18 protein-coding genes are annotated in these 21792 nt (G+C 56.5%); 3 read left to right on the forward strand and 15 right to left on the reverse strand.

Annotated features, from left to right (window positions below; translation table 11 throughout):
• Window positions 1-40: 40 nt before the first annotated feature.
• Window positions 41-658: a DUF47 domain-containing protein gene (locus JNL86_10250; protein MBL8043283.1), complete on the reverse strand. Its 618-nt coding sequence runs from the start codon at window positions 656-658 to the stop codon at window positions 41-43.
• A gap of 225 nt (window positions 659-883) precedes the next feature.
• A complete protein-coding gene (locus JNL86_10255; protein ID MBL8043284.1) occupies window positions 884-1876 on the reverse strand; it encodes a ketoacyl-ACP synthase III in 993 nt (330 codons plus the stop codon).
• A gap of 216 nt (window positions 1877-2092) precedes the next feature.
• Here JNL86_10255 and bamD point away from each other — a divergent pair, with 216 nt between their 5' ends.
• Complete coding sequence (bamD, locus tag JNL86_10260) at window positions 2093-3013, forward strand: outer membrane protein assembly factor BamD (GenBank protein MBL8043285.1); 921 nt, start codon at window positions 2093-2095, stop codon at window positions 3011-3013.
• 23 nt (window positions 3014-3036) lie between these two features.
• Here bamD and JNL86_10265 read toward each other — a convergent pair whose 3' ends face one another.
• The 6 genes from JNL86_10265 to JNL86_10290 form a co-directional block, all read right to left on the reverse strand.
• Entirely contained in the window at window positions 3037-4245 is a 1209-nt protein-coding gene (locus JNL86_10265) for an NAD(P)/FAD-dependent oxidoreductase (protein MBL8043286.1), read from the reverse strand.
• A 114-nt stretch (window positions 4246-4359) separates the two neighbouring features.
• A complete protein-coding gene (locus JNL86_10270; GenBank protein ID MBL8043287.1) occupies window positions 4360-5106 on the reverse strand; it encodes a sulfite exporter TauE/SafE family protein in 747 nt (248 codons plus the stop codon).
• Window positions 5099-5644 (reverse strand): TlpA family protein disulfide reductase, encoded by a 546-nt coding sequence (locus JNL86_10275; protein MBL8043288.1) that lies wholly within the window; start codon window positions 5642-5644, stop codon window positions 5099-5101. The genes JNL86_10270 and JNL86_10275 overlap by 8 nt, the downstream gene beginning before the upstream one ends.
• Before the next feature lie 32 nt (window positions 5645-5676).
• Window positions 5677-6303: a TlpA family protein disulfide reductase gene (locus JNL86_10280; protein ID MBL8043289.1), complete on the reverse strand. Its 627-nt coding sequence runs from the start codon at window positions 6301-6303 to the stop codon at window positions 5677-5679.
• Window positions 6304-6306: 3 nt separating this feature from the next.
• Entirely contained in the window at window positions 6307-7221 is a 915-nt protein-coding gene (gene ccsB, locus JNL86_10285; GenBank protein ID MBL8043290.1) for a c-type cytochrome biogenesis protein CcsB, read from the reverse strand.
• Between the two features lie 79 nt (window positions 7222-7300).
• Window positions 7301-8737, reverse strand: coding sequence for a cytochrome c biogenesis protein ResB (locus JNL86_10290; protein MBL8043291.1), 1437 nt, complete (start codon window positions 8735-8737; stop codon window positions 7301-7303).
• A 397-nt stretch (window positions 8738-9134) separates the two neighbouring features.
• Between JNL86_10290 and JNL86_10295 the strand changes: the two genes are divergently transcribed.
• Both JNL86_10295 and JNL86_10300 read left to right on the forward strand, forming a co-directional pair.
• Complete coding sequence (locus tag JNL86_10295) at window positions 9135-10283, forward strand: methionine adenosyltransferase (GenBank protein ID MBL8043292.1); 1149 nt, start codon at window positions 9135-9137, stop codon at window positions 10281-10283.
• A 102-nt stretch (window positions 10284-10385) separates the two neighbouring features.
• On the forward strand, window positions 10386-11642 hold the full coding sequence (locus JNL86_10300; GenBank protein MBL8043293.1) for an adenosylhomocysteinase: 1257 nt from the start codon (window positions 10386-10388) through the stop codon (window positions 11640-11642).
• Window positions 11643-12015: 373 nt separating this feature from the next.
• Here JNL86_10300 and JNL86_10305 read toward each other — a convergent pair whose 3' ends face one another.
• From JNL86_10305 to JNL86_10335, 7 genes are all read right to left on the reverse strand, one after another.
• Window positions 12016-13650 carry a B12-binding domain-containing radical SAM protein gene (locus JNL86_10305; GenBank protein ID MBL8043294.1) on the reverse strand — a complete coding sequence of 545 codons (1635 nt, stop codon included), beginning with the start codon at window positions 13648-13650 and terminating at the stop codon, window positions 12016-12018.
• Window positions 13651-13779: 129 nt separating this feature from the next.
• Complete coding sequence (locus tag JNL86_10310) at window positions 13780-14637, reverse strand: metal-dependent hydrolase (GenBank protein ID MBL8043295.1); 858 nt, start codon at window positions 14635-14637, stop codon at window positions 13780-13782.
• A 137-nt stretch (window positions 14638-14774) separates the two neighbouring features.
• A complete protein-coding gene (gene sucD / locus JNL86_10315) occupies window positions 14775-15647 on the reverse strand; it encodes a succinate--CoA ligase subunit alpha (GenBank protein ID MBL8043296.1) in 873 nt (290 codons plus the stop codon).
• Between the two features lie 157 nt (window positions 15648-15804).
• Window positions 15805-16983: an ADP-forming succinate--CoA ligase subunit beta gene (sucC, locus tag JNL86_10320; GenBank protein ID MBL8043297.1), complete on the reverse strand. Its 1179-nt coding sequence runs from the start codon at window positions 16981-16983 to the stop codon at window positions 15805-15807.
• Window positions 16984-17070: 87 nt separating this feature from the next.
• Window positions 17071-18672, reverse strand: coding sequence for an FAD-binding protein (locus JNL86_10325; protein MBL8043298.1), 1602 nt, complete (start codon window positions 18670-18672; stop codon window positions 17071-17073).
• Window positions 18673-18740: 68 nt separating this feature from the next.
• Window positions 18741-19451, reverse strand: coding sequence for a (2Fe-2S)-binding protein (locus JNL86_10330; GenBank protein ID MBL8043299.1), 711 nt, complete (start codon window positions 19449-19451; stop codon window positions 18741-18743).
• A gap of 84 nt (window positions 19452-19535) precedes the next feature.
• Window positions 19536-21764, reverse strand: a complete 2229-nt coding sequence (locus tag JNL86_10335) for an NADP-dependent isocitrate dehydrogenase (protein ID MBL8043300.1) — start codon at window positions 21762-21764, stop codon at window positions 19536-19538.
• Between the last annotated feature and the right edge of the window lie 28 nt (window positions 21765-21792).

The following is a 21792-nucleotide window of genomic DNA, read 5'->3' on the forward strand; positions in this document are numbered from 1 at the left end:
ATATTGATCAGGTACGTACCGAAGAGGGCGTGGAAGGCGCTCACGTGTGCTTTAATGCGATGCGCTCCAGAATGTTGGCGACATCTTCACAGCGATCGGTTCCCGCTTCGAAGTTTTCGTAGATCTCTTTCCATTTAATGACGGCAATCGGATCCGTTTCTTTTTCGAAGAGTGCGGAGATGGCATCGCGCGAGATTCGGTCGGCTTCATTTTCCAAACTGTTGACCCGCACACTACATTCCGTGACTGCCTGATGCGACTTGCCAAGCAAATCGACCGTGGCACCGACTTCGACCGCCGCCTGATACAGCACATTGGCCAATCGAATCGCCGCCTCCGTGGGCACGACCACCTTGTATAAGACGAATCGATCGGCGATTGCTTCGACCACATCCAGAATATCGTCCAGCGCGCTCGCTAAATCATGGATGTCCTCGCGGTCGATCGGGGTGATGAACGTCTGGTTGAGTTTCCGGGCAATTTCGTGCGTGATGCCGTCCCCAACGTGTTCGACATCCTTGATCCGCTTCGCCTTCTCCACCGGATTCCGGAAGTCTTCCGTCATGTCCTTCAGCAGGCGACTGCCTTCGATCATGTTGTGGGCGGCATTCTTAAACAAATCGAAAAACGCTTCTTCCCGAGGTATGAGCCCAAACATAAGGTCCCTTTCTACCAGGCCGTCGCACAAGGCTTCCGGACCTGCTCCCGCGGCACGTACAAGACTTTCGGCATCACAACAGGACTCGATGATACGGCGGACACGGGCGCACCGGAAGGCTTCTTCAGCCCACGTGCAGGCATCGCGGTTACTGGCGTGCCCCGCTCGATCGCAACGGTGTCTCGCTTGTGCCCGCCTGTACGAACCACCTAGCCGCCGCCAGGGTCACCACCGGACCAGCCCTGTGGCCCAGGTGACCCCTCCGCCGAAGGCCCCGAATAGCACCAGGTCACCCGAGGCCACCTGCTGCGTCCGCACGGCCTGATCCAAGGCGATCGGGAGAGAAGCCGAGGAGGTGTTGCCGTACCGTTCAATCACCGAATACATCACGTCCTGCGATAACCCGAGGCGGCGGCGAAGCTGCTCCAAAATGCGGGCATTCGCCTGATGCGCAATGACGCGGGTGACGTCTCTGGCCGTCAGTCCGAATTCCTTGAACAGATCCATCACCGCCCGTTCGAGGTGACGCACCGCGGCGCGAAACACAGCACTACCCCGCATGTGCAGAAAATGCTCCTTCGCACGAACGGATTCAATTCCCCCCGGATGCCGTGAGCCCCCGGCCGGAATGGTGATGAGTCCGTGCCCGGCACCTTCGGCATAGAGCCGCAGGCCTAGGATTCCAGCCGCGTCGGGTTGGGTTGATTCTTCCCCCACCACCACAACAGCCCCGGCCCCGTCTCCGAACAACATGGCCGTCTCTCGATCCGTCACATCCAGCGAACTCGACTTCACCTCGGCAGCCACCACCAAGCAGGAACGGATCTGCCCGCTGCGAATCAACACATCAGCCATCGACAGCCCATACAGAAAACCCGAGCAGGACGCCGACAAATCAACGGCCATGAGCGGGCCAGCCCCCAGGGCACGCTGAACATGACAGGCCGTCGAGGGAAACGCGCTGTCCGGGGAAGTGGTGGACACCAATATGGCATCCAACGACTTGGGCGCGAGCCCGGCTGCCTCGCAGGCACGTTGCCCCGCAGCCACCGCCAAATCTGAGGAGGCCTGACCTTGCTCCGCCCAATGTCTCGTCCGGATTCCGGTCAGAGCGAGGATCTTCCCGGGGTCCAACCCGAGCGGCCTCCCCACCTCCTCGTTGTCGACAACCCGAGGAGGTACGAACGAACCGGTTCCGACAATGCGGCTGCGCTTCACGGAGTTCCTAACGAAGTGTCCTTGGGGATCGTCGACGAAGCTCATCGACCACAACCTGCCGCCCCTCTCGAGGCGCGGCGCGATTATAGGTCCCGGCTCGGGGAGGGTCAACCTCCGTACCGAGAATTCGTTGCTTTTCCCCCCATGATCTGCTAGAAAAATTGTGTAGTTACGTTTGATTCGTCCTTTGTGTTCTCAGCCGTAAGGAGTCGCTGAATGCCCTGGCATTCAAGGGGTTGGTCTGCACATGTGATGGTGATGATCGGCGTGCTCTGCCTGGCAGTCGGCTGTTCCAGCAAACCGAAGCCCACGGCCGATGCCAAGTCCGTCAGCGGCACCGACGAGCAGATCTTCCTCGGCGATACCATCGAGAAGAACTACGACCCCAATGTCATCATGAAACGCGGCGAGGCCTTCTTCGACAAGGAGGAATTTGCCGAGGCCATCGTCGAATACCAGCATTTCCTGGAACTCCATCGCGCCCACCCACTCGCCGTCTATGCGCAGTACCGTCTGGCGGAGAGCCATCTCCGGATGGGCAAATCGATCGACCGGGACCCGGATCCTATACAGAAAGCGATTACCGCCTTCGAAAAGTTGCGGAAGGATTTCCCCGGCAGTAAGTATGAAGCCCAGGCCCTCCAGCGCTTAGCGGATTGCCACGATTGGCTCGCACAAACGCACTTGTTCGTAGGCCAGTTTTACTACCGCCGTTCATCCTATCTCGCCGCGGCACATCGCTTTGACATGATCATGAAGGACTACCCAGACAAGAAAGTGGCCCCGGAAGCCCTTTACTATCTCGCGATGACGTATCAAGAACTCGGCGCAAATGACTGGGCTACAGAAAAACTCCAGCTTCTCGCCGAAAAATATCCGAATAGTGAAGTGGCGGACAGTGGCCGGCGATTATTGGCGAAGTTGGAGAAGAAGGGCTCCTCGCCGACCCCGGTGATCACCGCGAGCACAGAGCCTCAGCCTGCACAGGATCAGCCAACGAAGGCTCTACTTGCCACCTCGTTACCGGCGGCAGGCCTTGCCGCGCCGACGTCACCGGCCATTCCTGACCTGAAAACTCCGCCGAGCATTTCTCTCCGCCAGCCGTTCGTGGCCTGCCGGCTCGGCGCCTGGTGCTGAAGCGCGCAGCCCTTCCCACGCACTCACCGCATCTGTAAGGCTTCAAGCAGAAGGTCGTTCACGGACGCCTTCAACCGCTGCTTCGCCTCGGGCAGAAACTGTGCGGCGGTCGTGTGCCCCTGCAACACTCTGAAATACGCCTGAACCACCTCTTGATACCGACGCAGAAGCTTGAACGCGAGGCGTGGAAATGCATACACGACCCGCGCAATACGGCCGGTCGCACGAAAGTCGGGAAGAATCTCGCGTTCCAGCGCTGTCTCATAGGCAACCAGTGATTCCGCACGAAGCTGGTTGCCTGCCAAGATCGCCCGAGCCACCATGTGCCCGGACAGGACCGCGTAGTAGATGCCTTCCCCGAACAATGGGTCCACTAAATGCCCGGCATCACCGATGAGCGCGGCACGCCCCCTGACAAACTGAAAGCCCCCTTCCGCTCGGTGTCGGCCCTCAAGCTCCAAGTACGCAGGAATCGGATGTCCGACCGGGCGCGGAACATCCCATCCACTGAGGCCCGGCTCCTCTTTCACGAACCGATCGAAGGTCGCCCGCAGGCTGGTCGCTTTCCGGCGAAACTCTCCGACTCCAATTGAAAGACAATCCCGTTTCGGGAAAATCCACCCATACCCCTGTCGAGCCGCCCCCACATCCACGAGGATCGTCGTCGCTCCTGGGAAATGGTGTCCTGCGCCGATCTGTACCTCGCTTTCAAGCGCAGGCGCTCGATAATGAGAACGGTGTGGAAACAATTGCCGCGCCACGAGGCTATTGGCACCATCGGCACCGATGATCACCTGCGCGCGAAATCGACCCCGCCCTGTGGTCACGTCCACACCATCCGCATCCTGCGTGAGCCGCTCCACACCGTCACCGGTGCGGATGTCGGCTCCCGCTTGAACCGCCTGTTGTACCAGGTAGTGATCGAACCGATCCCGCATCACCATGTAGGCGATGGGCTCGGACGAGTGAATGACCAGTGGATCCCGACCTCGGTGAACGAACTGCACACCCGTGATGGTCTGCTCGATGACGGACCGAAATCCAGGGTCCAACAGCGGTTCGATTCGCGCCGACAGGCCGCCACCGCAGACCTTGTAACGGGGGTGGGAGTCCTTGTCCAAGCCGAGCACGGCCAGCCCGCCACGGCTCAGAGCCGCCGCGGCGGTCGATCCGGCGGGCCCCATCCCGACGATCACCACATCATAGGTTGTGCGAGCTTGCGCAGCAGCCATGTACGGTCTACCGATTGAGAGCGCTTCCCCGCCAGCCTTGCCTGACCAAAGAGACGTCCATGATGCGGCGGGAATATTCGGAGAGAGACAGACGGGGAAAACCAGCAATCCGCGCTACTGCCCGAGATACCAGCCGATCCCGTATCGCTCGAGAAAGCTCGTGATCATCGTCAGCGAATTGGCATAGATCATCACGCCCACGACGATCAGCAACACCCCGCTGACGGTTGAAACGCCCCAGAGATAGGCGCGCACTTCCTTAAAGTAGCTGAGAAATCGATCGACGCCCAACGCAGTGAGAAACAACGGCAGCGCCAACCCCAGCGAATAACAGGTGAGCAGGATGATCCCGCTGAACATCGATTCCGTCGTACTGGCATAGAGGAGAATGGTTCCCAACACAGGGCCCACACAAGGGGTCCATCCCGCCGCAAATGCAACCCCGATCAGGAACGACCCCAGGAAACCGGCCGGCCGATTTCGAAACTGATACCGATGCTCCATTTTCAGGAAATTGAGATTCAACACTCCCAGCAGATAGAGACCAAATACGATCACCACGATTCCCCCGAATCGTCGTAGATGCTCCTGGTAAGTGATCAATGCCTGCCCCAACAGGCTGGCCGAAGCCCCGAAGGCTACAAACACAGCCGAAAACCCCGCGATGAAGAGCAGAGAATTGAGGACGATGGCCTTGCGAAATCGGCTTCGTTCCGACACGTCAGTCAACTGCTCAATGGACAACCCGGTAATGTAGGAAATGTACGATGGCACGAGAGGCAACACGCAGGGGGACACGAACGACAACAAGCCTGCAGAAAATGCAGCCACGAGTGAGATCGACTGCACCGAGTCACTCATGCGAAGGCTCCTGCAACAGGGCTTCGACCAACCGCTTTCCTGCCGGCGCGCTCCAGTCTCGGGCACCGGGTATCCGGTTGCGGATGATACCTTTGCGATCAATGAGAAACGTCATGGGCAACTGGCGCGCACCATACTGCAGGCCGATCCTGAAATCGGCATCGTGCAACACAGGAAAGGTAAACCCAACCTCTTGCTGAAACGGACGAGTGACCACCGTCCCCTGGGCATCGGTTGACACGGCCAGGATCTCGAATTCCTTGCGGCTGAACGATCGATACAATCGCTCCATCGCCGGCATCTCAATTTTACAAGGGCCGCACCAGGTCGCCCAAAAGTTCAGGAGGACGACTTTGCCGCGAAACTGATCGAGGGTGACATTAAATCCCTGGGAATCCTTGAGCAGAAAATTCGGCGCCTCCTCATCAACCTGAGGAGCACGGTTGGCCACCGGAATGGGAGACAAGCTTGCAGGAGCCGACGCGTCACGAGCATCGGCAAGGATGGCTCCGCCGATCACTAACCCCACACCGATCATGGAGAATACAGACCAGCGATGTATCATCACACTTACGACGCCGGTGCCAGCTGAGGAGCAGCAGGCACGGCTGCCGCCTTTTCGGCAGGCTTTAACAGTTGCGTGAGCACCTTGAGATTATCCAGACGCGTCCAATCCCGAGGCCCGATCACTTTTTCACGCAACACACCTTGCTGATCGATAATGTACGTCTCGGGAACGCCCATTAACTTGTAGCGTTTGTCCGTCTGCCCCCAAGAATCGACCAGCACGGGGAACGTGAGATTCAGACCTTTGACAAAGGGCGGGATCTCCTTCTTCGTCGTCACTCGATCGATGCTGACGGCAAGGATCACCAATCCGTCTTTTTCAAAGTTCTTGTACAGCACTTCCATGGAGGGCATTTCTTCGCGACAGGGCTTGCACCAGGTCGCCCAGAAATTCAAGAAGACCACCTTGCCCCGGTAGTCGGACAGCCGCAACTGCTTCTCGTTCAAGTCGGGGAGTTGAAAGTCCGGCGCCTGCTTGCCGACGACGAGTGGTTCGTACTTCGAACTCTGCAGCCACACGACCAGAAACATCACGCCCAGGATGGTCGCGGCAACAAGCACGACGAGCATTCGACCGGGGCCGCTTCGCCCCACAGTGCCGGCTGACGTCTGATTGGCTTGGTCAGTCATGGTCTACGCATACGCATGGAGACCGGAGAGCAAGAAATTCACTCCCCAGAAACAGAAAATCACCATCAGGAATCCGAAGATCGCATAGATGGCGGCCTTGTGCCCTTCCCACCCTCGCGTCATACGGGCATGAATATAGGCCCCGTAGATCAGCCACACGATCAGCGACCAGGTTTCCTTCGGATCCCAACTCCAGTAACCACCCCAGGCATAGTTCGCCCACATCGCTCCCAGGATGATCCCGAACGCCAGCAGCGGAAACCCGAGCATGATCGCCTTATATCCAAGCTCATCGATGGTTTCGAGATCGGGAAAGGCCGCGTAGAATCTGGACTGCAGTCCCCGATTCACCGCTCGCTCCTTGAACAGGTACATCAGACCCAGTCCACCAGCCATGGCGAACGCAGCATAGCTGGTCAAGGTGACGGAGACATGGATATAGATCCAATAGCTGTTTAACGCCGGGACGAGCGGCTCTGCCGTCTGGTACCGGTAGGGCAAGAGCGACGCCGCCCCCATGGCGATGAACCCAATACCCACCACGAAAGCCCCGACCGCCTTGATCCTGTACCGAATCTCCAGGAGGACATATCCCAGAATGATGGCCCAGGAGACATAGGCCATCGCCTCGAACTGATTCGACCACGGAGCAAATGTGCCGGAATGCTCCATTCGCTCGAACGCCCTGGTGGTCAACGCCAGCGTATTCAGCACCCATCCGAACACCGTGACCAACGTGGCCACCTGCCCTAATTGAGTAGCCCAGGCACCATCACGGTCTTCAAGATTGTCGATGGGATGTCCTGCCGGAGCCATCTGCATGGCGGGGCGTTTCGCGAAGAGATACGCCACATAGAGGCCCAGTGCGGCCAGGTACAGCCAGAAGGTCATATCGAAGAGAAACAACGATCGCATCATAACAGGCCTCCGTCTCTCATATCGTCGTGTGCAGCACGCCTCCAAAGGAGGGCTCATTCGAGCGGTGCCGCATCGGTCATCAGGATGAGGTCTTAGCTTGAATCTTGTCCGTCAGTTTCTTGAACTCTTTTTGAAAATCAATTTGGCTCTTATGCGTCGTGCCCCCCAGGTGAAGCGTCACCCCGAACTCGCCAGGAATAATCTTCGCCCACAGCCGCCGATGGTAGATCAGCGACGACAGCGTCATACCTACCACCAACATCGTACACCCAATCCAGACCATGTTGATGCCGGGATTCCTGGCAATCTGCAACCCGGTGAACTTCTTGGGCTGATACCCGATGAATTCAAACTGATACGCGGAGTCTTTGATCTCAAAGAGATCCGGATAATGATAAAACACCCACGGTGTGGATTGCACGGCACTGCGCTCATCCACCGCCAACCGGATCGCGGGATTGGCGTGTTCGGCCGTCTTGGAGAAGACTTTTTTCTCCGTCGAGTTGAACGCAAAATCGGCCACGAAATCCGTCATCTTCATCTTGAGGGGCAGCCCATCGACGGCTTTTTCTTTGTTCCACTCCAGGTCGACCGTCGCTAGGATTTTATCGTTCGCCTTGTCCTTAATATTGATGCGAGCGGCCTCGATCTGATCCCAGGCATCCCCATAACTGGACTGGTAAAACCAGATGCCCTTGTACACCAGCGGATCATTGACGGTAATGGTCTTCGTCATCGTCGGCGTCCCCTGATCGATGACCGTCAAGGTACTGTTGTAGGACTTCACCGAACCGTTTTCATGGTAGTCGATCCAGAACTTATCGACACGGAGATCAAAGTTGCCTCGCGGGATGTGATACGTCTGCCCCTCTAAGCACACCCCGAACTCTTGGAATCCATAGTAGCTCCCGAGCAGGCCACCCAACACGATCACCGTCGCGCTCAAATGGGCTACGTGCGCACCGACTCGGCCCATGATGCCTTTGGTCGCATAGACGGTGACTTCCCCAGGCTCACTCTTCGCAAGCACTCTGTAGCCTTTTTCCGCAAAGAGCCTCACAAGGCCTTCGGCAACGGTTTCTTTGGGCTGATTGAGCGCGAGGGTCGTCTGTTGCTTCATCCCCTGGATAAAGGACAATGAGACACTGACCTTGTCCTGACGCATCGAGCGCCACACACTGGGAAACCGTTTATAGAAACAGGTGAGTGAATTGACGCAGAGCAGTCCGAGCAGTCCGGTGAACCACCAGGTGTGATACACATCGGTGAACCCGAGGCGAAGAAACCAGCGGTAGGCCTCTTCCCCATACTCCTGCACATAGGTTTCCGGACGCTCACCCTGCTGAATCACAGTCCCGATGGTGGCGGTCATGGCGAGGACAATGAATAAGAACATCGCCAACTTAATAGAGGCGAAAAAGTCGACGACCTCGCGTGAAAACTCTTCCCATCCCAGGCCGGAAGTGGAAGGACGGGTTGCGCTCACATCGGATGCTGCATCAGATTTATCGTTCATGAATCAACACGCCTCGTTGCTTCGACCTGGCCGTCATGCAGACCATCATCATACCTAATGACGAGCTGCGTGTGGGATTCTGCGGCCAATGCAGGCCGGTACCACGAGGTTGGAAGTGCCGGGGCAGAGCGTCTATAGTGAAAAGGTTCCAAATGCGCGAAAAGTAAGCCATCTTACAAGTCGTCTCGAAGGGCTGTCAAGCAAGCCGCGCGGACGGAGCAGCACCGCACCTAATCCATTAAGAACGGTAGACAAAAATCATCCGGTCAGCTACTATTGCTTTAGTTTTTTGCGGAGTTGCCATATCAGTGTAGGTGCCGAATCTTCCACCTTCGTTCGGCGTGCCACCGAATTCTAACCGCCGCATCCTCGAATCACTTCACTTCCAGGGGGAACAATGAGACATAACTATTTGTTTACGTCTGAATCGGTCACGGAAGGACACCCGGACAAGATCGCCGATCAAATTTCCGATGGAATCCTTGATGCCATTATTGCTCAAGACAAGCTTTCCCGGGTCGCCTGCGAGACGATCCTGACGACTGGTATCGCCTTCGTGGCCGGCGAAATTTCCACCAAAGCCTACGTCGAGATCCCCGATATCATCCGTGATGTGATCAAGGATGTCGGCTATACCGATGCCTCATGGGGCTTCGACTCCAATACTTGCTCTGTCCTGACCTCCATCCACCAGCAATCCGGCGATATCGCCATGGGAGTGGATTCCGGCGGCGCAGGAGACCAGGGGCTTATGTTCGGTTACGCGACCAACGAAACGACGGAGCTCATGCCGATGCCGATCGTGCTGGCGCATCGGCTCACCAAGCGCCTGGCGGAAGTGCGGAAGAAGAAGATTCTGAAGTGGGTTCGCCCCGACGGGAAATCCCAAGTCACGGTTGAATACAAGGACGGCAAACCGTTCCGCGTGGATACCATTGTGGTGTCCACCCAGCATAGCCCTGAGGTAACCAATAAGCAGATTGAGAAGGATTTGATGGAGCATGTGATTCGCCCGGTCATGCCGAAAGGCCTCTATGACCCAACCAGCGTGAAACATCACATCAATCCCACCGGACGCTTCGTGGTCGGCGGTCCGATGGGCGATACGGGGCTGACCGGCCGCAAGATTATCGTCGACACTTACGGCGGCCACGGCAGCCATGGCGGTGGCGCGTTCTCAGGGAAAGATCCATCAAAGGTGGACCGCTCGGCTTCCTATATGGCCCGCTACATCGCCAAGAACATCGTTGCCGCAGGACTAGCATCAAAGTGCGAAGTTCAGCTGGCCTATGCGATCGGAGTTGCCGACCCCGTCTCCGTGCTGGTCGATACCAAGGACACGGAAAACGTCGCTCCCGAAAATTTGGACAAGTTGGTTCGAAAGCATTTCCCACTGACCCCGCGCGGGATCATCGACCATCTCAAGCTTCGCCGTCCAATCTTCAGAAAGACGGCCGCCTACGGACACTTCGGCCGTAACGAGCCGGAATTCACGTGGGAAAAGACCGACAAGGCAAAAGCCTTGCGGAAGGATGCAGGCCTCTAGAGTCCTGTCACACCTGTCACAGCCAAGGGGGCGGGGCACAAGCCCGCCCCTTTTTTCTGCAATCGAAAACACCCATCAGACACGACACAGGAGGAGGAACCAGTGGATTACGATGTGAAAGACATGGGCTTAGCTGATCAGGGCAAACTCAAGATTGAATGGGCCGAAGCCACGATGCCGGTACTGCGGCTGATTCGCAAACGATTCGAGCGTGAACGTCCACTGAAAGGCATTCGCGTCACCGCCTGCCTCCACGTCACCACCGAAACCGCCAATCTCATGAAGACGCTGAAGGCCGGAGGCGCAGATGTACGACTCTGCGCGTCGAATCCCCTGAGCACACAGGATGACGTCGCCGCCGCGCTGGTTCGCCATGACGGCATTCCCACCTTTGCGATCAAAGGTGAAGACAACCAGACCTACTATCGCCACATCGAATCCGCGATCGGCCACAAGCCGCAAGTATCCATGGATGACGGGGCCGATGTGGTCTCGCACCTCCATTCCAAGCGCAAAGATCTGCTCAAGAACGTGATCGGCGGCACAGAGGAAACCACCACCGGCGTGATTCGACTCCGCAGCATGGCCGAAAAGAAGGTCCTCAAATTCCCGGTCATCTCCGTCAATGACGCCGATACCAAGCATATGTTCGACAATCGGTACGGCACGGGTCAAAGCACCCTAGACGGTATCGTACGCGCCACGAATCGCCTGGTCTGCGGCTCCACAGTCGTCGTCGTCGGCTACGGATGGTGTGGCCGTGGAATCGCCATGCGCGCAAAGGGCATGGGGGCCGATGTCGTCGTCACCGAAGTGGATCCCATGAAGGGGCTGGAAGCCGTCATGGACGGCTACCGCGTCATGCCCATGGAACAGGCTGCTGCAATCGGCGACTTCTTCGTCACCGTCACCGGCAACATTCACGTGATCCGTGGCGAACACTTTGCAGCCATGAAAGACGGCGCGATCGTCTGCAACAGCGGTCACTTCAATGTTGAGTTGGACATACCGGCACTGGAAAAGCTCAGCAAGAAAAAGCTTGCGGTGCGGACCGGTGTAGACCAGTACACGCTGAAGAATGGTCGGCGCGTGAGCCTGCTCGGCGAAGGTCGGCTGGTCAATCTCGCGACGGCGGAAGGCCATCCTTCCAGCGTCATGGACATGAGCTTTGCAAATCAAGCACTGGGAGCGGAATTTATCGTCAAGAATTACAAAAAACTCGAGAAGAAGGTGTACCCTGTCCCTGCCGATATCGACAAGGAAATCGCTCGTCTCAAACTGGCGGGCATGGGCATGTCGATCGACAAACTCACCAAAGAGCAGGTGAAATATCTGGCCTCTTGGGAAATGGGAACCTAGCGCGCTACACCTAAGCCGGAGCCTCGAACTGCGAGGCTCCGGCCGACCTCTTCCCGCAGCTCCATTCATTACCCGCAATACCAATCGCCTGTTTCCCCGCAGCCACTGCTTCAGCGCATCAACCGCAGCCATCCCTTTGTGGGCAGTATTACTTTGAGGAGGAGACAAGAACCTCGTATCAACACCGGCATGCGTCAGACGTCACATGCGATCAATGGCGCGATACAACCACATAGGCAATGGACCGGTAGACACATCTCTAGATGAACGTCATACCAAACTCTGCGAAGAGGCTCAGCAAGGCTCCTGGGGAACAACGGGGTTTCTGGGGCTCAGGCGGATCACAACCAGCCGACCGAGTGAACACGCCGCTTTAGCGTGTCTGCACCATCGGCAGTTCTCGAGTTCCTTCTGCTTCCTGCTGAATCCGCTGCCGTTCAGCTTTGGATTCTTCCATGACATTGTGCAGTAACTCGTCGCTCAGCTGGGTGAGCTGGGCTGCAGCATCCTTCATTTCGGCATGCTCCACGGCACGCGAAAGAACCTCCGCCTTAGTCGCACCTTTTTTCTGACCGAGGAAGGGCTTCATGATGAGATAGGCAACGTCACGGAACGGCATATAACGGAGGAAGCGGCGAAGCAATTTGAAGGTTTGAATGGGATACCGAGTCAACTTGTAGAGAAACAGTTTCTTCAAACCTTCCTGGCGGACTTGATTGATCACTTCCCCAGGAAGGCACGTGGGATCAATCTCGGAGCATTTGAAGTACTTGTACCAATCCTTGGCGTCACTCACCAGACCACGTTTGACGTATTCCTGCCACAGAGGCGTGCCCCGGTAGACACAGAGACGATTGAAGCCGAACGTATCCAACGGAAGCCGTGAGGCGAACTCGAACGTCTTCTCCATATCCTCGACGGTTTCATCTGGATTTCCGACTGTGAAGAACCCGTGAACGATTTCAATGCCCGCCTTCTTCGCATTCTTGACGGCGGTCTCCACTTCCTCCAACGTCTGTTCCTTTTGCAGTCGATCCAAAATTTTTTGGCTTCCGCTTTCGATTCCAAACATGACCGTCCGACAGTGGGCCTGCGCCATAATGGGGAAGAGATGTTGCGCGACGGAATCCACCCGTCCTTCGATTCCCCACTGAATTGAGAGCTTGGCATCAATGACCCCTTGACAGATCGCTTCGATGCGCTTGGGTTGAAGCAGGAAATGGTCGTCGACGAAATAGACAGACCCATACCCGTTGGCCTCAAGATATTTGAGCTCCGCCACCACGTGATCGGCGCTCCTGGCGCGCCACTTTCCCTCATTAAAGATCGGGATATCGCAGAACACGCAGGGCCAGGGGCACCCCCTTGAGGTCTGCATGGTCGTAAATCGTTCCATGGAAAGAACCGCCGGCACATCCAGCGGCATCGATTCCACAAAATCCAATTCGAGGCTTTCCCGATCAGGAAACGCCCACTGATCGAGATGACGTTCCACAGAACGATTCGGGTTGTTCACCACACGCCCGTCCTTCGCCCACGTCACGCCGCCGACGGAACTGGGATCGTCCATGTTCTTGAGTAGGTCCAACAGGAGCTGCTCTCCATCCCCACGACAAACAAAATCCACTTCGGGACACTGCAACTTGACCAATCCCGCATTCAGACTGGCAAACACCCCCCCAAACGCCAACTTGACCTTGGCATCCTCGGCTCGGATCTGCCTAGCTAAAATCTTGGCGTAGGGGTAGCTCGTCGTACTTAGGAAGCTTAGCCCGACAAGCACCGGCTTCCGGGTTTTAATCTGTTCGATGATGAAGTCGTTGGGAGTTTCCGGGTTGGCTTGGTCGAACATCACGCACTCATGTCCGGCCTGTTTTAGTACGGCGGACAGCGACATGATGCCGATCGGCGGAAAACCCATGACTCGAATGCGACCGTTCTTCGCCCGAGTCTTTGCGGGCAATGCATAAAACTGGGGATCGCGAACGTGTATCAGAAAGACCAACATGTCAGCGTCCCTATTCTTGGAGAAGGGTTGATGAGAGACGAGCGGCGCCCCCTATGAAACCGATGGCAACTCACAGGGCCTGCAGCCTATCACGACTAGCACACAGGGGAAAAGAAAGAATCTCGGCACTCAGTGCTGCGGCTTGATGGGCTGAGCCCCTTCAAACATCAAGGTTTCCCCTGGTTGCATCGGGAGAAATCCGATGTGCCGGCGCTTCACTTCCTCGCCAAACTCACGGGCATCCTGAGTCAGTACTGGGAAGGTGCCGTAATGATGAGGAATCGCATACTTGGCCTTGACGCTGGCCGCCGCCCTAGCCGCCATGGCCGACTCCATCCCGAAATGTCCCCCGATGTTCAACAAGGCGATATCAGGTCCGTACTGCTCCCCGATAACCTCCATATCCTTGAAGTATGCCGTGTCTCCGGAGTGATAGAACGTCGGCCCCTGCTGGATCGTTAGAACAAAACCGGCCGGGTTTCCGCCATACACAAAATCCGATTCCTGTTCCTTGGCGAAAGGGTTTCCCAAACCGCTGGAATGCACGGCGGGTGTCATCGCCACCTGCACTTCGCCGTCAGCGATTCGGATTTCCCCCCCGGGATTCATGAACGTGGGAAATCCGATCTGCTCTTTTGGGTATCCGTGAAGTTTGGACAACGTGGCCGCCAACTCAAAATTGGCCACGAGTTTGGCCCCGGTCTTCTTCGCAATGGCAACGGCATCCCCGACGTGATCAAAATGCCCGTGCGTGATGAGAATATAATCCGCCTTCGTCATATGGTCGACCGGGTTTTGCTTATCCTTGACCAGTGGATTGAGTGGGTTCTGCAACCAGGGGTCGATCAGAATGATCGCGCCTTTAGGCGTGGTGATCTCAAACGCGGCATGTCCATGCCACGTCAGGGTTGTGCCACGTTCGGCAGCCACTGCAACAGAGCCCCACCATGTGACCGCCAACAGCACCGCTAGAACACGAATCTTCATAGCCCCTCCACGATCGTCAGTACGTGCGCCCTGTTTCTCTGCAGCATGCCCAAGCCGCGCGCGAAACTCAACCCCGAAAATACAGCGGGGGCGCCGGATTGCCCGACGCCCCCGCTCGGATACATCTTGAGCTACGTTTATCGGCCCAATGCAGCCTTCACGGCATGACCAATCTCTGCAGGATTCTTCACCACACGCACACCGGCTGCTTCAAGGGCCTTCATCTTTTCGGAAGCCGTGCCCTTGCCGCCTGAAATGATGGCACCAGCATGTCCCATTCGACGCCCAGGGGGGGCAGTGATCCCGGCGATAAAACTCACCACAGGCTTCTTTACCTGTTTCTTGATAAACTCTGCCGCTTTCTCCTCCGCATCACCGCCGATTTCGCCAATCATGACGATGGCCTGCGTTTCTGGATCTTTCTCAAACAGCGGCAGCACATCCACAAACCCGGTTCCATTGACCGGGTCACCACCGATACCGACACAGGTCGTCTCCCCAAGCCCCAAGGTCGATAGCTGATGGACGGCTTCGTACGTGAGGGTGCCGCTGCGGGAAACCACCCCGACCACACCTTTCTTATGAATGAATCCAGGCATGATCCCAATTTTGGCTTCATCGACCGTGATGACACCAGGACAATTGGGGCCGACGAGCCTGACATCCCGCCCACGCAGGGCTCGCTTGACCCGGACCATGTCGTTGACAGGGATTCCTTCCGTGATACAGATCACGAGCTTGACGCCTGCATCAGCGGCTTCGAGAATCGCATCCGCACAAAAAGGCGGCGGCACAAAGATCAATGAAGTGTCGCATTCCGTCTTCTTCACGGCGTCGCGCACAGTATTGAAAACTGGAATGCCCTCGACCTCCTGCCCGGCCTTGCCAGGCGTCACGCCTGCAACGACCTGCGTCCCATAGGCTTTGCACTGGGTCGCGTGGAAGGAACCTTCCTTTCCCGTGATTCCTTGTACAACCACCCGCGTGTTCTTATTCACCAAGATGCTCACGATATCCTCTTCTCTTTCCCGCCTCCCCCGGAGCACCGGGCAGGCGCGCAATCAATGACGTGCGGCGCTGTGAACGCTGTACTGCGCGGATCAACCCAGGCTGCCGCCGATTCCCGCAACGAGCGCAGAGTCAGCCCCAACCCCGGCCTCATCAACCTCAGGCGGCTTTTCCAGTCAACTTCACAATTTTTTGCGCCGCCTCCCAGAGGTCATCGGCAACGTCCACTTTCAATCCTGATTCCGCGAGCAGTGTTCTCCCTTCGGGCGCATTCGTACCTTGCAGGCGGACCACAAGCGGCACATTGATTTTCACTTCCTTCGCGGCTTCGATCACACCGTTGGCGATACGTTCACAACGAACAATTCCACCAAAGATGTTGATGAAGATGCCTTTGACGTTCGGGTCCTTCAACAGAATCCGAAAGCCGGCTGCGACGGTATCCTTAGTGGCGCCGCCACCCACATCAAGAAAATTTGCAGGCTCACTGCCGGCAAGCTTAATCACGTCCATTGTGGCCATGGCCAACCCGGCTCCATTCACCATACAGCCAATGTTGCCATCGAGCTTCACGTAATTGAGATTGTTCGCCGTTGCCTCGATCTCCAAAGGATCCTCTTCGTTCAAGTCGCGCATGCTCTGCACGTCCGCGTGCTTGAAAATACCATTGTCATCAAACGAGACCTTGCCGTCCAATGCCACCAACGTTTTTTCTTTCGTGATGATCAGGGGGTTGATCTCTACCAATGCCGCATTCTTCTCCATAAAGAGACGGTAAAGATTCCCCAGCAACTGGACAAAGGGGTTGATGACTGCCGGTTCGATGTGTTGCAGCCCAAGCGCAAACGCAACATTCCGACCATTGTGGCCCTGAAATCCAACCGCAGGATCAACGGCCTCCTTGATGATCTTCTCTGGGGATTTCTCGGCGACCTCTTCGATTTCCATGCCACCTTCAGTGCTCGCGATAAAGGTGGCCCACCCGGTGTCTCGATCAACCAGGATGCTGAGATACAGCTCCTTGGCAATATTAGCTCCCTCTTCCATAAGGAGGCGATGGACCGTGCGACCCTTCGGTCCCGTCTGATGAGTGACCAGCGTCTTCCCGATGAGTTCTTTGGCCAAACCGGCGACCGCTGCCTTGTCCTTGGTAATCTTGACGCCTCCGGCCTTACCCCGTCCACCAGCGTGAATCTGTGCCTTGACGACAAGCACCGGTGTATTCAGTTCATTAGCCCAGGTGGTGGCCGCCTCAGGAGACGTGATTTCCTTCCCGCGCGGGACTGGTACGCCGAATTGCGCGAACAACGACTTGGCTTGAAATTCATGAACGTTCATTGATTCCTCTTAGGAGCTAGTGGCTCATGACAAATAACGTAACCCGTGCAGACGTCAACGTGGTTGCGCGGCCGCAACCTTGCGCTTTCACGTCGTCACGACACGGTCTGCTTCTTTACGCGTATACGCAGGAAGAATCATCGGGGAAATCACACCGCTGGAGTTGCCATGCCTCTTGGCTTCAGCTCTGAACCGTTGCAGGTGGTTGAGCGTCAATTTCCCTTGCTGCATGGAGCTCGCTCGAGCGGCAGCCGTCAACCCTGACCGCTTGCCGAACACCATGAGATCGAGCAGAGAATTGCCCATCAATCGATTCCGCCCGTGTAATCCTCCGGATGCTTCTCCCGCGACAAATAGATTTTTGACGTTGGTTTCTGAATTCGCGTCGATCTTCACCCCGCCGTTCTGATAGTGCAACGTGGGATAGATGAGCACGGGGTCTTTACTGATATCGATTCCAAATCGCTCGAATTGCATCATCATGGCAGGGAAGTGCTTCTCCACAGTGCCCGGACCATGTTCGGCATCGAGCAGTGGAGTGTCCAGCCAGACCCCGACCCGTCCGGACATCGTACGAATCCCCCGTCCTTCCTCGCATTCTCGGATGATGGAGGAGGACACGACATCCCGCGTGTCCAATTCGTTGACGAATCGCTCGCCCTTGGCGTTCACCAAGTGTCCGCCCTCGGAGCGAATACCTTCGGTCACCAGCGCCCCAATCAATTGCTCGGGATACACCGCGCCGGAAGGATGGTACTGAAATGTATCGATATGATCGAGCTTCGCGCCCATCCGATAGGACAGGCACAAACCATCGCCGGTGGCACCATAGTGATTGCTTGTTGGGAACCCCTGAATGTGTAACCGCCCGATTCCGCCAGTCGCCAGGATCACAGATTTCGCTGCAACGACGACATGACGCTGATTGTCGAGATCTTTAAAGATCGCACCGCTGCAGTGACCTTGGTCATCACTCAGCAGCTCTACCGCTGCACAAAACTCGAGCAGCTGTATCTTTTGATTCAGGACCTCGTCCTTCAATACACGCATAATCTCGAGGCCGGTGTAGTCAGAGCAGGTGAGAAGGCGCGGCTTGGAACTTCCGCCGCCCTTTTTCACATGCAGATTGCCGTCAACCTGGCGATCAAAGAGCACGCCGAGCTCAATGAGCCACTTGGCAATGGACGGCCCCTCCTCGACCATGACCTTCAGCAGTTCGTGGTCATTTTGCATGTGACCACCCTTGAGGGTGTCAAGAAAGTGGGTGACCGGGGAGTCTTCCGGAGCCACTGAAATTTGCATCCCGCCTTGCGCCATCACGCTGTTCGAGTCGCCCAGGCGAAGTTTCGTGGCTAGGATGACCTTGGCTCCGCTGGCGTGGGCGTGAAGCGCTGCTGCGCACCCGGCACCACCGCCGCCGATAACAAGGACGTCCGTCGTATACTGCGGAGTCACGTCGAGATTCTCAGGAATTGAGCTATCACCTTCCAGCAGGGCAGCCAATTCCACAACGGTTTTGTCATTGGCATTTGGACCAAATCGAATTGGTCGATAGGCACTGGCCCGATAGTCCGGGTGATACTTATGAATGAGTTGATCTCGGTCTGCGGGGGAGAACTTCTGGATCGTCTGCTTGCGGCGAGCGTCCCGCGTTTGATGAACAATCTGCTGGAGTGCGTGAATATCCATGGTTTCGCTTTCGGTGCAGCGCTCAATCCCCGAACAACGTGTCCGTGACCGGCGGAGGGCACAATGCGTTATTTCACTGTTGCGCAGTGGTCGGCCAATTCCTGTTCACTCATGCCGAGCACCTTCTTCCACTCGTCGTTATAGCGACCTTCTTGAATTTCCTTGATGCGGATATCGAGGCCCTGCGGTTTTTCCGTAAAATACGCACCTTGCGCCCGGCTGACATACAAGGCGACCAGATTAGGAGCAATATCCGCAATACAGACCGGCGTGCACATGCCACACATTACACAGTCCATGAACATCTCGGAGACGCTTTTGAAGTCTCCGAAGACGGCTTTCCATACGCCTTCCCGTACGTCGATTTTCTGCGGGCAGGCTTCCGTACAGGCGTTACAGTTCCTGCACAGCGGCGCCTCCGGGTACAAATTGAAGAGATCTTGCTTGGGATCTTTCAGCGACTGAATGTCATACAGGGCTTTACGCGCTGGAAACGGAGGCATGATGGTAAAGGACATGCCGTCTCCAACAGCCATCTGACAGGCCAAACAGGTTCGAACCTTCGGGTCGTCCTTGGTGCGATAATATGTGGCACAGGCGCCGCAGAATCCCCCGAGACATCCAGCACCTCGCACCACCTCTTGGCCGGTATGCCACAACGCCTTGATCACCGTAATACCTTCCGGCACTTCATACTTCTTACCGGAAATTTCTATCGTCACCATTTTGTGGCGCAACACTTCCGGCTGATCAATCACATTGGTGTCTTCTTGTGCCATGGCTCTCTCGTGAATCGTGAAAAGGTGCGGCGCAAAGAAGACCAAAAGTCTTCCTTGCGCCTGACCGGATCAAATCATGACCGCTTAAGCAATCGCGTCAATGATTGCGTTCAGCGTTGCGCTAGGCCGCAAGGCTTTAGCGGCCTTCGTATCGTTCGGGTGAAAATACCCCCCGACGTCCTGCGGCTTACCCTGCGCGGCGAGCAGTTCGCCGTCGATCTTCTTCTCGTTGTCGCTCAGATCCTTTGCAATTTTCGCAAATCGCTCAGCGATCTTCTTATCTGCGGTTTGCGCCGCCAACGCCTGCGCCCAATACAGCGCGAGGTAGAAGTGGCTGCCACGGTTGTCGATCTCGCCGACTTTACGCGCGGGGGACTTATTGCTCTCAAGGAACTTCGCGTTGGCTTGGTCCAGCGTATCCGCCAAAATCTTCGCCACCGGATTGTTGCCCACCTTCGCCAGATGTTCAAGCGACGCGGCCAGCGCAAGGAATTCACCGAGGGAATCCCAACGCAGATACCCTTCTTCCTGGAACTGCTGCACATGCTTCGGAGCTGATCCGCCCGCGCCGGTTTCGAACAAGCCGCCGCCGTTGAGCAACGGGACGATCGAGAGCATCTTGGCGCTAGTGCCGATTTCAAGAATCGGGAACAGATCGGTGAGATAATCGCGGAGCACGTTACCGGTCACAGAGATCGTATCCTTGCCTTCTTTCATCCGCTCGATTGAGAAGCGGCAGGCCTCGGCCGGCGACATGATCTTAATCTCCAGACCGTTCGTGTCGTGCTTCGGCAAATAGGCATTCACCTTCTTGATCAATTCCGCGTCATGGGCGCGGGTCTTGTCCAACCAGAATACGGCCGGCGCACCGGTCGCACGGGCGCGCGTAACGGCCAACTTGACCCAGTCTTGAATCGGGGCATCCTTTACTTGGCACGCACGCCAGATGTCCCCGGTTTCCACCTGGTGCTGGTGTAGGACCGTTCCGTTCGCATCGACAATACGAATCGTGCCATTGCTCGGCGCCTTGAAGGTCTTGTCGTGGGAGCCATACTCCTCCGCCGCCTGAGCCATCAACCCAACATTCGGGATCGTGCCCATCGTACGGGGATCAAACTGGCCCTTCTGCTTACAGAATTCGACGACTTCATGATAGACCGGCGCATAGCTGGAATCCGGAATCACACACTTCACATCCGCCGCTTTGCCGTCTGGCCCCCACATTTTGCCGCCATCACGGATGACCGGCGGCATAGACGCGTCGATGATGATGTCGCTCGGCACGTGAAGATTAGTGATGCCCTTGTCGCTGTTCACCATCGCCATCGGCGGGCGCTTCTGATAGACCGCCTGGATGTCGGCTTCAATCGCCTTGCGCTGATCGTCCGGCAGGGACTTGATTTTCGCATATACGTCGCCGAGGCCATTGTCCGGATCGATGCCCAGCTTCTTGAACGTCTCGGCGTGCTTCTCAAACACGTCTTTGTAGTAGACGGTCACGCCATGGCCGAAGATTTTCGGATCGGAGACCTTCATCATGGTCGCCTTCATGTGGAGTGACCAGAGGACACCCTGTTTCTTGGCCTCTTCGATCTGCTGCTCCAGGAACGTGCGTAACGCCTTGACGCTCATGAACGTGGCGTCAAGCACTTCACCGGCCTGTAAGGCAACTTTCTCCTTCAGCACGGTCGTCTTGCCGTCCGCACCGACGAACTCAATCTTGGCAGTCGTCGCCGCAGGGATCGTCATCGACTTTTCGTTAGAACGGAAATCCCCGCCTTTCATGTGGGACACGTGGGTCTTGGAGTCGGTGCTCCAGGGGGACATCTTGTGCGGGTGCTTCCGCGCATAGGCCTTGACGGACAGCGGCGCACGACGGTCCGAGTTGCCCTCGCGAAGCACAGGATTGACCGCGCTACCTTTGACTTTGTCGTAGCGGGTTTTGATGTCCTTTTCTTTGTCGTCCTTCGGATTCTCAGGATAATCCGGCAACTTGTATCCCTGGCTCTGCAACTCCTTAATGGTCGCGACGAGCTGCGGGATAGACGCACTGATGTTCGGCAGCTTGATAATGTTGGCTTCCGGCGTCTTTGCCATCTCGCCTAATTCGGCAAGGGCGTCGTGCTGCTTCTGCTCCGCAGTAAGGTATTCAGGAAACACCGCGATTACACGGCCTGCGAGCGAAATGTCGCGTAACTCCACAGTTACGCCCGCCGCTTTCGTGAAGGCGTTGATGATCGGCAGGAATGAATAGGTCGCCAGCATTGGCGCTTCGTCGGTCTTCGTATAAATAATTTTGTCTGCTTTTGCCATTGTACTTCTCCCCTTTTGCTGTATTGGT

It is taken from the genome of Nitrospira sp. (assembly GCA_016788885.1).
In the GTDB taxonomy this organism is placed as follows: Bacteria; Nitrospirota; Nitrospiria; order Nitrospirales; family Nitrospiraceae; genus Nitrospira_A.